Below are 11526 nucleotides of genomic sequence, written 5' to 3' on the forward strand. Positions count from 1 at the left end.
CCTTTTATCCCCTGACCATCGCGTCCTCGACCATCTTGCCGAAGCCGCTGCACGAAACGAGCGTGGCGTTGTCCATCACCCCCGCCAGGTCGTAGGTCACGATTTTCCGCATGATGGTTTCCTCGACGGCGTTCTCGATCAGGCGCGCGGCCTCGGGCCAGCCGAAGTAATCGAGCATCATCGCGCCGGATAGGATCACGCTGGTCGGGTTGACCTTGTCCTGCCCCGCGTATTGCGGCGCGCTGCCGTGCACGGCCTCGAAAACCGCCACGCCGTCGCCGAAATTCGCGCCCGGCGCCATGCCCAGGCCGCCGACCTGCGCCGCCGCCGCGTCGGAAAGGTAATCGCCGTTGAGATTGGTGGTGACGATGACCTCGTGCGATTGCGGCCGCCGGATCAGGTCTTGAAACATCGCGTCGGCGATCTTGTCCTGCACCAGGATCTTGCCCGGCGGCGGGTTGTGGTCGGCGTCGGCTTCCTCGGGCGTCGCCAGCCGGTCGCCGAGCAACTCGCGCGCCAGCTCGTAGCCCCAATTCCGGAAGGCGCCCTCGGTGAATTTCATGATGTTGCCCTTGTGCACCAGGGTGATCTTGCGGCGGCCCTTGGCCAGCGAGTACTCGATGGCGCGGCGGATCAGGCGCTTGCTGGCGAATTCGCTGATCGGCTTCAGACCGACGGCGCTGCCTTCCCGCACGTTCGAACCCCAGCCGCGCACCGTTTCGATCAACTGCACGGCTTCTTTCGAGCCGGCCGCGTATTCGACGCCGGCGTAAACGTCCTCGGTGTTTTCGCGGAAGATGACCACGTCCAGCAGTTCCGGACGGAGCAGGGGACTGGGGACGCCCGGAAAATAGCGCACCGGCCGGACGTTGGCGTACAGGTCGAGTTGCTGGCGCAAGGCCACGTTGGCGCTGCGATAACCTTGGCCGACGGGGGTGGTCATCGGCCCCTTGAGCGCGACCCCGTATTCGCGGATCGCCTGCAGCGTCGTGGGCGGGAGAATGTCGCCTTCCTGACGCAACGCCTCCGCGCCGGCGGAATATTCGCGCCAATGGAGGCGCCGCGCGCCGCCGTAAGCCCTGTCGACGGCCTTATCCACCACCTTCAACGCCGTCGTGACGACCTCCGGTCCGATCCCGTCACCGTAGAGCACCGCCACCAACGGGTCGTCGGGGACCCGCAAATGGCCGTTTTCATGGGCGATTTTTCCCGGCATGCCGCGATCCTCCTTTTTCCCGAATATAACCACTCTTTCCGGGATGCCAGGGGCCGGCGCCACGGCGGACCGAAATTCCCTGGCAATAAACATTTGCCCTCATAATATTTTTCTTGACCCGAATATTTTGTTTTGGTATGAAAAAGTGGGGGCGCCGAAAAGGGCGTCCCTTATTTATTTAACGGTCGATCGGGAACCTCTATTTAGTTAATGAAATATAACGCGGATGAAAGGAAGACAAATGAGTTTTCCCCAAGTTATCTTAGTCCTTCTTTGGTTTTTGCTCGTTGGTACTTCCGGTTGTTTCTCCACGGACGACGACGGCGCCGCGGATGACGAACTCGACGCCGATGACGACAACAACGATGACGCTATCGATGATGACGATGATGACGACGATAACGACAATGACAATGACAACAACGACGACGATGACGACGATGCGGCGGATGATGATACGATCGACGAGGATTATCCGACGAACGACTTGTTGGTGATCGGCCGCGATGCGAACGGTCATTTGACTTCCTTTCTGGGGGTGGGCGTCGGGTGGGAAGAACAGCCGTTTCCCGCCAGCCTTGCCGAAGACGAATTTCATTGGGCCGGTCCTTCCTTTTTCGTCGACGGGCAAAAGGGATATCTGGCTTACAACAGAAGCTATTCGGGCCCCGCGGGGTTGGTCTATTTCAATTTGCTGACCGAAGGCTATCGGTGGGTGACCTATACGCCCGACGGCGGCTGGACCTTGCGGCAGGCGCCGCTCGCGTCCGGCATCCTGAACAACGCGGGAATGGTTTTCGCGCCGACCGCGGATACCTTGTGGGCTTATACCAACTTTACCAGCGATCAAACGAATCACGGCTGGCCTGGATATATTTACGTTCAGCACGGCTATCTCTATCGCTACGCGGAACGCGTTCCCTACCGCGAATGGGGCGACAGCAATCAACACATCGATGCGTTGTTTATGCTTGGCCCGGATTACGGACTGGCCGCTGCGCGCCCTGATCTGGGCACCGGTTCATTGCTCGTTTACGACGGCGTCGCCTGGCAACCGCAGGCCATGCCGGAAGGTTTTGAAGACGGCCGGTTCGTCTGGTTTTGGCTGTTAGAGGAAAACAATGGTTTCGGTATCTGGCGAAGTGACGACCGGGCCACCTATGAAGTCGCGCGACTGGCGGACGGCGAATGGTCGCGGCTCGATCCGCCTTTCGGCTGCGCGACCATGATTCCGACCCGCGTCTGGGCGCGCGACGATCGCGCCCTGGTCATCAGCCAAGGCGCCGACAACGATAATCGCTATTGGGATTTGCGCGACGGGCAGTGGCAGTGCCGCTGTTTGGCCGAGCCGGCGAGACTCCTGGACGCCGTGGTTCTGAACGACGGCCGGACATTCATCAGCGGCGTCTGGTTAGTGAACGGCAGTTCGTTTCTGGTGGAAGTCATCGCCGACAACGTGAGGCAGTACGTGGCGCCGCAACTGGATCCGTTGCGATTGCACGCGGTCGGCGACAAGGCGCCGCCGGCGAGTCCCTATTACGAGGTGGAATGGTAAACAATCAATCGATACCCATTATACATTGCATGATGGACGGCATTTTAAACGAGGAGGGTAGAAACATGGGAGTGATCGGTTGGAAATGGTTGGCTTGTTTATTGGTGTTGCTCGCAGCAGCTTTCGGATGTTCTTCCGGCGACGATGACGATTCCGCCGCCGACAGCCAGGATGACGATGCCGCGGACGACGACGCCGGCAACGACGATGACGACGACAACGATGATGATGACAGCGGCGATGACGACGATAATGACAATGATGATGACGAAGCCCCCGGCAGCTTGCTCGTGCTGGGAATGGTCGGCCGCTTCCTGACCTTCTTCTCGGCCGCCGAAAATCAGACGATCGATCCCGCCGAGCAAGTGATGCAAAACGGCGACGTGCGAATGGAACTGATCCACGGCGGCGCCGTCGCGCCTTATCAGGCGTCGGTGGTCTGGCTGAGCGGCGCCGCACCGTTCGCTTTGCCGTCGGTCTGGCGCAACGCGCCGCAAATCGGCTACTTCGATTTGCAGGCCGACGCGGCCGGCTTTTTACACGTCGCGTTTTTCGACGCCGAACACCGGCTCAACTACGCGAACAACACCAGCGGCGATTGGGTGACGCAAGTCGTGGCGGACGATCCGGCCGCCGCGTATTACTCCGAACCGGTCGAATTGAAAATAGACAATGCCGGCGCGGCACATCTCCTTTATCACGGTGATCCGGTCAGCACGCTTTGGTACGCGACCAACGCCGGCGGCCCCTGGCAAGCGGAAGCGATCGAAAGTCGGATGAATGACGGGTATCGCCTGGCCGTCGATGCGTCCGGCCGGCCGCGCGTGGTCTACGAGGTCGCCAAGGTCTGGCAGTCATCCATGGTCAATCTGGCCTATGCCGAACGGACCGCGAAAGGGTGGCAGACCACGATCATCGAGAACGGCGCGTACTCCGGCGGGGCGGGCCTCTACGCCAGCGCGGCGGATATCGTGGTGACCGCGGATGGAACGACGCATCTTTCCTATGCGTGGACCGAGGCCTTCGGCCACTGGTGGTTCCCGGTCATCAAATACGCCACTTTGCGGAGCGGGGTCTGGAAAAAGGAGGAGGTCGGCGACGGCGATTATTACTATACGCGCCTCGCGGTGCGACCGGACGGCTCGGTTCATATTTTCAACAATGATCAATATTTCACCAACGAAGACGGCGCGTGGCGGATGGAAAAGGTGCCCGCCGAGGTCTTGCAAAACGCCTCGCTCACCATGCGCGCGGACGGCTCCTTTGTGCTGGTCCAGGCCGAGGGAAATAACCTTTCCCTGATCGAGAAAAAATCCGGCCAGTGGGAGCGGCGGGAACTGCTGCCCGATCAGCTCACGCAAACCGGCGCGCACCCGTCGATCGCCGTTGACGCCGCGAACGCCGTGTACATCGGTTTTATCAACACGGATGCCTTCTCGGTATGGCATGGAACGAACGCAACCGGATCTTGGGTGATGGAAAGTGTCGCCGGGCCCGCCGCCGCCAGCATCACCGCGACCGATTTGCTCCTCGACGAAAACGGGCATTCGTATCTCAGCTTCCTGCGCGGCATCGAAGGCGGCGAAGCCGCGATTTGCGACAACGCGTCGGGCGACTGGTCGACGACCGTGATCCAGATCCACGGGACGGACGACATCGAGCGGGACAACGGCCTCGCCCGCGACGGCCAGGGTTATCTGCACGTCGTTTACGGCTTTTCGATCGATGACTATTGGAATCACCAGTTGGGCTACGCCACCAACCGGAGCGGCGCCTGGGTTTGGGAGACCTTGCCCGTGGCGGACGAGCAGGACCCCTGGTTCGCCAGCCTGGCGCTCGACGATGCGGCGCGGCCGCTCATCGCCTACTACGACGAGGAATTGGGCGATCTCTGGCTGGCCACGAAACCCGCCGATACCTGGTTGTTCGAGCCAATCGATACGACCGGCGACGTCGGCCAATATGTGTCGCTGGTGCGCGGCGCGGCCGAGCAATGGACCTTGGCGTACTACGATGCGACCAATCGGCAATTGAAATATGCCGTCGGTACTCCCGGCGATTGGGCCATCGAAACGGTCAACGAACCGGGCGAGGGCGGTGCCGCTTGCGTACTGCGGCGCGATGAAGACGGCGCGGCGCACCTCGTTTACGGCGACGAATGGGCCGACATTCTGTATTACGCGACCAACCGTTCCGGGGAATGGCGCACGACGACCGTCGATGCCGAGGGAACCGTCAGCGATCCCTGGGCCGCGCGTAAAGCGTTGGCCATCGACGGAGCGGGGATCGTGCATGTCGCTTACCATTCGGCGAATGCGCTCTACCACGTGACGTTCCCGGCGGGATACCACAACGATTAGCGATTTCCCGTCGGCGGTATCCGGTCGCGGCGATGTCTGATCGGCACTGCCGGGCGGTTTTACCACGCTCCGCGTTGGGGTTATGGGCGGGGCGGTGGTTCATTCCGGGGACCCCGGTCGCTCCGATCCTCCTTACATCGCTCCAAATAATTCCGGTTACTGGTTGACAAACCAGGGAATCGCTAGTAACACCTTTTCAGCATTCGTGCTATCAATATCTCCGTATCGGGCGAATCCCGACAGATTAAAAGGGAATGCGATGAAAGGTTCCTTGCCGACGCCCCACGATCTGGCTTACGGCGGCTTGTTCGGTGCGATGGCGCTGCTCCTGCCGACCGTGTTTCATCTGGTGCATTTGGGGCATGTATTCATGCCGATGTACCTGCCCTTGGTGGCGCTGGCGTTTTTCGTCGCACCGGCCACGGCGGCGGGGACTGCCCTGGTGGTTCCGTTGCTGTCGGGCCTAGTGACCGGAATGCCGCCGTTTTACCCGCCGGTTGCGCCGATCATGTCGCTCGAATTGGCGCTGATGGCCGGTCTCATCGGGGTGGCGCGACGCCTTTTCTCCCCGTTGTCGGTCTGGTGGATCCTGATTCCCGTCTTGTTGATCGGCCGCATCGTCGGGTTCGGTCTGGTCTACGCGTTCGCCTTGATCATGGACCTTCCGGCCGGTTACGTGGCGGGCGCGTCGCTGCTTTCCGGATGGCCGGGTATCGTGTTGATGCTCATCGTGATCCCCCCGTTGGTGCGCCTGACCGGACCGAATCGAAAACGAGCCGGCGAACGAAAGGACACCCCATGAGTTTTGCCGAAAAACAGGCCTATTTCGACGAGATTGCGCCGCATTGGGACCAATGGACGAGCCCGGAGACGGTGGCGGCGCGCCTGCGGTCGGAACTCGCCTCCTGGCGGATCGAACCGGACGAACGGATCGTCGACCTCGGGTGCGGGACGGGCAACCTGACCTTGGTGTTGTTGGAAATTCTGTCGCCGGCCGGGCGAGTGGTCGCCGTCGATCCGGCGGGTAAAATGCTGACCGTCGCCCGCGCGAAAAATCCCGATTCCCGGGTCAGTTGGGCGCAGACGGATGCCGCTCATCTGCCGCTGGCTGCTCGTTCGGCCGATCGGGTGATTTGCTTTTCCGTCTGGCCGCATTTGGACGATCCGGCGGCGGCGCTGGTCGAATTTCACCGGGTGCTCAAGCCGGGCGGATTCCTCCACGTCTGGCACATCGATTCGAAAGAGACGATCAACAAAGTTCACGCTTCGGCGGGACCGGCGGTGGCTTGCGACGTGCTGCTGCCCGCCGTCCAACTGGCCGAATTGGCGTCGGCGGCCGGGTTTATTCCAGTGGAAGTGGTCGATGACGATCACCGCTACCTGGTGAGCGCGCGGCGACAAGCGGGCGGGGAGTAGGGCGGTCGTGGGACGGGCGCTTTCGTTTTTCCGCCCGGCCGCGTCGCCGCCGCGTCGCCGAGGCCTGCACCCCGCGACGTATCTGCTCACCGGCCTGGCAATGCTGGCCGGTTGTTTGCTCCTGGATCCCGTCGACCCCGTGGGAATGGCGGGAATCCTGCTGACGGTCGGCGCGGCGTGGTTTCTGTTTCGGCCTGATGCGGCATCCTGGTCACGATTCGCGTTGTTCGGTCTGGCGATGTTCGTTCCCGTTTTCATTTTTCTACCCTGGGTCACGGTGCCGGTCGGAACCCCGTCCCTGTTGTCGGCGAGCGGCTTTCTGTCGCGCCTCGCCGTTCTTTGGCGAATTTTCGCCCGCGGCCTGGCCATTCTTCTGGTGATGAGCGCCACCGTCGTCTCGATGACCATGTCCGAATTTCAGACTGCGCTGGCCGCGCTCCCCCTGCCGCGTCTCCTGGTCGCGTTGACGGCCCAGATCGTTCACCACACCGGAATGCTGGCGGCGGAATCGCGGCGCATCGGTCAGGCGATGGCGCTGCGGGGCGGAACGACCGGCTGGCGCGCCTCGCTGCTGGTCGTCGGCTCGCTGCCGTCGGCTTGGCTGCCGCGGGTTGTCGAGCGAGCCGACCGGGTGGCGACGGCGCTCGAACTGCGGGGCTACGACGGCCTGCCGATCGATTTCGATGACCGGCGGTTTCACCGGCGGGATGTCGTCATCTTGTGGTCGGCGGTTTGCTGGGTCGCCGCGGCGATCCTGTTTCGCTGGAAAGGAATCTCATGGTGACCTCGGCGCCGGCTCTTCGCTTTCGTCACGTCCAGGTTCGGTATCCGGGTCATGAAACGCCGGTCTTGCGGGAGTTGTCGCTGGAGGTCGCGGCCGGCGAACGCGTGGCCCTGCTGGGCTTGAACGGCTCGGGAAAAACCACGTTGCTGCTGGCGGCGGTGGGGTTGATCCCCTTCGAAGGCACGATCGAGATCGCGGGGATCGAGCTTTCGCCGCGGACCGTTGCGCGGGTGCGTGAACGGGTCGGCTTGCTCTTCGCCGTTCCGGCCGATCAACTCCTGTTTCCCCGGGTCATCGACGATGTCGCCTTTTCCCTCGTTCGCCGGCGCGTTCCCAAACCCGAGGCGCGGTTCCGCGCGCGCGGCGCGCTGGAAAACTTCGCCGTCGCCGACCTGGCCGATCACTCGCCCTTTGAGTTGTCGCACGGGCAAAAAACGCGGGTGGCCCTGGCGGGCACCATGGTGACCGATCCCGCCGTCCTTTTGCTGGACGAACCGTCGGCGGGGCTCGACCCGCCCGGCCGCCTGGGGCTCATTCGCACTCTGGTTTCCCGGAATGTTTCGATGCTGGCCGCGACGCACGATCTGGAATTCGCGCGGCGGGCTTGCCAGCGGGCGGTGTTGCTGGAAGACGGCCGCCTGGTCGACGAGCGGGCGGACCTGGAAGCGCTCGCGAAAAAGTGGTCGGCGGCGGACGGTTTGCCGGGAGGCGCCGGCGAGGGCTGATTCGGCGAACGCGGGTTACTTCGTCGGCGCCAGATCCTCGATGCCGTACTTCTCCATTTTGTAGCGCAGGCGGTTGCGGTCGATGCCCAGCAAGGTGGCGGCCCGCGCCTTGACGTAGTCGGATTCGATCAGCGCGCCCTGGATCAATTCCTTTTCGTACTTTTCGATTTCGGCGTCGAAGTTGATCGGCCCGGTCAGGCGCGGCGCGGTGGCGATCGCGCCGGTGATGTCCTGGGGCAGGTGGTCGACGGTGATGCGGTCGCCCTGGGCCAGCACCGTGGCGCGTTCGATGACGTTTTGCAGTTCGCGGATATTGCCCGGCCAGTGGTACTTGGTCAGCAGGATCATCGCCTCGGGGTCGAGTTTCTTGACCGGTTCGCGGCCGGCGTACTGCCGTAAGAAATGTTCGACCAGCATGGCGATGTCGTCGGACCGTTCGCGCAGCGGCGGCAGGAACAGCGAGATGACGTTGAGCCGGTAGTACAGGTCCTCGCGGAACGTGCGCTTGCCGATCAATTCCTTCAAATCCTGGTTGGTCGCCGAAAGGATGCGCACGTCCACGCTGATCGTTTGCGTGCCGCCGACGCGCTCGAACTCCTTTTCTTGCAGAAAGCGCAACAGCTTGACCTGGACGTTGTGGCTGATGTCGCCGATTTCGTCGAGGAACAGCGTGCCGCCGTGCGCCTGCTCGAACCGGCCGATCTTGCGCGCCACGGCGCCGGTGAACGAACCCTTTTCATGGCCGAAGAGTTCGGACTCGAGCACGCCCTCGGCGTAGGCGGCGCAATGCGCCCGGATGAACGGCCCGTCGGTGCGCTGGCTGTTGTAGTGAATGGCGCGGGCCACCAGTTCCTTGCCGGTGCCGCTTTCGCCGAGAATCAGCACCGAGGCGTCGGATGCCGCCACCTTGCGGATCGTGTCGAAGACCTTCTGCATCGCGGCGCTCTTGCCGACGATTTCGTTGAAGTTGTAGCGCCGCGTCTCGTCGTCGTGCAGGGCGGCGAGGCTGGCCCGCATGCGGACCATTTCCTGCTGTACCGACGCCTGGCCCAGCGCCTTCTCCAGCTTCACCTTGATCTCGTCGATGGTGAACGGCTTGGAGATGAAATCGAAGGCGCCCTTGCGCATCGCCTCCACCGCTTTTTCGATCGAGCCGTAGGCGGTGATCACCATCACCACGCCTTCCGGGTGGATCGTCATGCCCCGCGAAAGGATGTCCATCCCCGACGCGCCCGGCAGGCGCAGGTCGGTCACCACCACGTCGTAGGGCTGCTGCTCGACCGCGGCCAGGGCCTCGGTGCCGTCGTAAAATACCGACACCTCGTGGCCGAGCCGCTGGCCGATCTGCGCGATGCTGTCGGCGGTGGTTTTGTGATCGTCGACGACCAGGATGCGCGCCATGAAACCTTCCTCCTACACAGGCAGCGCCACGACGAAGCAGGCGCCGCCCTCCGGATGATTGTGGCAGGAAATGGACCCGCCGTGATTGACGATGGCCTTGTGCACGATCGCCAGCCCCAATCCCGTGCCGTCGCTCTTGGTGGTGACGAACGGGTGGAAGATCCGGTCGCGCACTTCCGGCGAAATCCCCGGGCCGGAATCGCGGACCTCGACGCGGAATCCGCCGCCGGTGGTTTCCGGCCCTTGGATGGCGAGATACACCCGGCCGCCCGGCGGCATCGCCTCGCAGGCGTTTTTGATCAGGTTGACCAGCACGCGGCGGATGGCCCCGGGGTCGAGCACCGCCGGGGGAAGCGGGCTGTCGTACCGGCGCACGATCTCGATCTGTTTTTCCTCGATCGCCGGCAGCAGCAGCATGATCGCGTCCTCGGTCAGTTCGACCAGGTCGGCCGGGGTTTTTTCCAGCGGCTTGGGCCGCGCGAAGGCGAGAAACTCGGTCAGGATCGAGTTGAGGCGCGACACCTCGTCGTGGATGCGGATGAAGCGCTCGTCCATCACGCCCTTTTCGCGCAGGTCCTCCTGCACGAGGCCGAGCATCAGTTCGATGCCGTTGAGCGGATTGCGGATTTCGTGTGCGATGCCGGCGGCCAGTTCGCCCAGCGCGGCCAGGCGCTCGCGCATGACCAGCTCGTTTTCCAGCCGCTTGAGTTCGGTGCGGTCGACCAGCGTCAGGCTGTGTCCGATCGGTTCGTTGCGGTGGTCGGTGAGCAGGGCGATGTTGCTTTCCAGCGCCAGTTCCGCGCCGTCGCGCTGGATGGTGATCTCGCGCGGCTGCATGGTTTTCTTTTCCCGCCAGATTTCCCAGAGCGCCGGAAACGGCGCCAGGCGTTCACTCATCGTCGTCGGGGCGGCGGGCGGATCGCCCAGCAGCTTGGCGGCCGCGGGGTTTTCGGAGGTCAGCACGTCGTCGTTGTTGGCGGTGAGGATGGCCGAATAGGCGGCGCGCAGGACGTGTTCGTAAAGCTGGCGGGCGTCGGCCAGGGCGGCCTCGTTCATCCGGCGGATTTCGGCGTCGCGCGCCCGGATGTCCTCGGCCATGTCGTTCACGGTCTGGCCGAGAAAATTGATCTCGTCGGTGCCCGAGACCTTGTAGCGGACGCTGAAATCGCCCATGCCGATTTTTTCGGCTGCGTCCACCAGTTTGCGGATCGGGCGCACCATGGTCTGGGCGATGACGAACGAGGCGACGACGACGATCAAAAACGCGCCCGCCGCGGTCAGCATGAGCTGGTGCTTCAGCTTGGCCAGCAGTTCGTAATCCTGCGCGTCGTCCTCGATCGAAAGCAGGCCGATCAGCTTGTCCTGCGCCAGCAGCGGCACGTAAACCGCCTTGATCAGCTTGCCGCTTTGGCGGTACGTCTTGCCGGTGACCGGCCGGCCGGAAACGAGCGCCTGCATGTCGATGTTGGTCAGGTAGGGCGTCGGGATCTTATCCAGCGAGTCCGGGGTAAGTGTTCCGGCGAGGTAGATGAACCGCACGCCCGCCACGCGGTAAAGGTAGGCGCCGCGGATGTCGACCAGGGACGTCAGCTCCAGCAGAAAATTCGACAGCGCGCCCAGCTTGGCCGACGCTTCGTGATCCTCTTGCGTGACGCGCAGCGATTTTTCCACCAACGGATCGTTGACGGCGAGGCGGCCGATGCGCAGCAGCTTGTTGTCGATGTTGGACTGCATCAACTGGCCCATGGTCGTGAAAACCATATAATTGGAAATTCCCCAAATCGGTCCCGTCCACAGCGAAGGATTTCCCGAAGCGCGGACGTTGTACATCTTTTCCATCTTTGATAATGTTCTTACACCAAACGGAGCGTTAAAAGTTTTTTCATTCTTAAAATGCTCATCTACAATTCTTTTTGCTTGATCTTCTGTTGCAATTCCCGCCCACATTACCATGAAGCCGCTCCACACCTCAATTCTTTGAATCAAACATTCGTAATCTCTTGGGTAACCGCTGTGTAAAATTATTTTAGGATCGCTTGCAAAAGGTTTATATGCGTAAGGAAGAAGAT

General features: G+C 62.3%; 9 protein-coding genes. 6 read left to right on the top strand and 3 right to left on the bottom strand.

What is annotated here, in order from left to right; translation table 11 throughout:
• Positions 1–4 precede the first annotated feature (4 nt).
• Entirely contained in the window at positions 5–1216 is a 1212-nt protein-coding gene (gene icd / locus GX444_20390; protein NLH50941.1) for an NADP-dependent isocitrate dehydrogenase, read from the bottom strand.
• A 241-nt stretch (positions 1217–1457) separates the two neighbouring features.
• Here icd and GX444_20395 point away from each other — a divergent pair, with 241 nt between their 5' ends.
• From GX444_20395 to GX444_20420, 6 genes are all read left to right on the top strand, one after another.
• Positions 1458–2771 (top strand): hypothetical protein, encoded by a 1314-nt coding sequence (locus tag GX444_20395; GenBank protein NLH50942.1) that lies wholly within the window; start codon positions 1458–1460, stop codon positions 2769–2771.
• Positions 2772–2836: 65 nt separating this feature from the next.
• On the top strand, positions 2837–5131 hold the full coding sequence (locus tag GX444_20400) for a hypothetical protein (GenBank protein ID NLH50943.1): 2295 nt from the start codon (positions 2837–2839) through the stop codon (positions 5129–5131).
• A 259-nt stretch (positions 5132–5390) separates the two neighbouring features.
• Positions 5391–5933 (top strand): ECF transporter S component, encoded by a 543-nt coding sequence (locus GX444_20405; protein NLH50944.1) that lies wholly within the window; start codon positions 5391–5393, stop codon positions 5931–5933.
• A complete protein-coding gene (locus GX444_20410; GenBank protein NLH50945.1) occupies positions 5930–6547 on the top strand; it encodes a methyltransferase domain-containing protein in 618 nt (205 codons plus the stop codon). Before GX444_20405 ends, GX444_20410 begins: the two co-directional genes overlap by 4 nt.
• A 7-nt stretch (positions 6548–6554) precedes the next feature.
• Positions 6555–7331, top strand: a complete 777-nt coding sequence (locus GX444_20415; protein NLH50946.1) for an energy-coupling factor transporter transmembrane protein EcfT — start codon at positions 6555–6557, stop codon at positions 7329–7331.
• Complete coding sequence (locus GX444_20420; protein ID NLH50947.1) at positions 7325–8056, top strand: ABC transporter ATP-binding protein; 732 nt, start codon at positions 7325–7327, stop codon at positions 8054–8056. The genes GX444_20415 and GX444_20420 overlap by 7 nt, the downstream gene beginning before the upstream one ends.
• 15 nt (positions 8057–8071) lie before the next feature.
• On the opposite strand, the gene GX444_20425 is transcribed toward GX444_20420, so the two are convergent.
• Both GX444_20425 and GX444_20430 read right to left on the bottom strand, forming a co-directional pair.
• Positions 8072–9457, bottom strand: a complete 1386-nt coding sequence (locus GX444_20425) for a sigma-54-dependent Fis family transcriptional regulator (protein ID NLH50948.1) — start codon at positions 9455–9457, stop codon at positions 8072–8074.
• Between the two features lie 12 nt (positions 9458–9469).
• A partial coding sequence (locus GX444_20430; GenBank protein ID NLH50949.1) for a HAMP domain-containing protein occupies positions 9470–11526 on the bottom strand: 2057 nt, incomplete at its 5' end.

The sequence above is a fragment of the Myxococcales bacterium genome (assembly GCA_012517325.1).
Lineage (GTDB): Bacteria > Lernaellota > Lernaellaia > Lernaellales > Lernaellaceae > JAAYVF01.

Coding starts and splice junctions, on each gene's coding strand:
- GX444_20405 (NLH50944.1), top strand. CDS start 5,391: ATGAAAGGTTCCTTGCCGACGCCCCACGATCTGGCTTACGGCGGCTTG.
- GX444_20410 (NLH50945.1), top strand. CDS start 5,930: ATGAGTTTTGCCGAAAAACAGGCCTATTTCGACGAGATTGCGCCGCAT.
- GX444_20425 (NLH50948.1), bottom strand. CDS start 9,457: ATGGCGCGCATCCTGGTCGTCGACGATCACAAAACCACCGCCGACAGC.
- GX444_20400 (NLH50943.1), top strand. CDS start 2,837: ATGGGAGTGATCGGTTGGAAATGGTTGGCTTGTTTATTGGTGTTGCTC.
- GX444_20395 (NLH50942.1), top strand. CDS start 1,458: ATGAGTTTTCCCCAAGTTATCTTAGTCCTTCTTTGGTTTTTGCTCGTT.
- icd (NLH50941.1), bottom strand. CDS start 1,216: ATGCCGGGAAAAATCGCCCATGAAAACGGCCATTTGCGGGTCCCCGAC.
- GX444_20420 (NLH50947.1), top strand. CDS start 7,325: ATGGTGACCTCGGCGCCGGCTCTTCGCTTTCGTCACGTCCAGGTTCGG.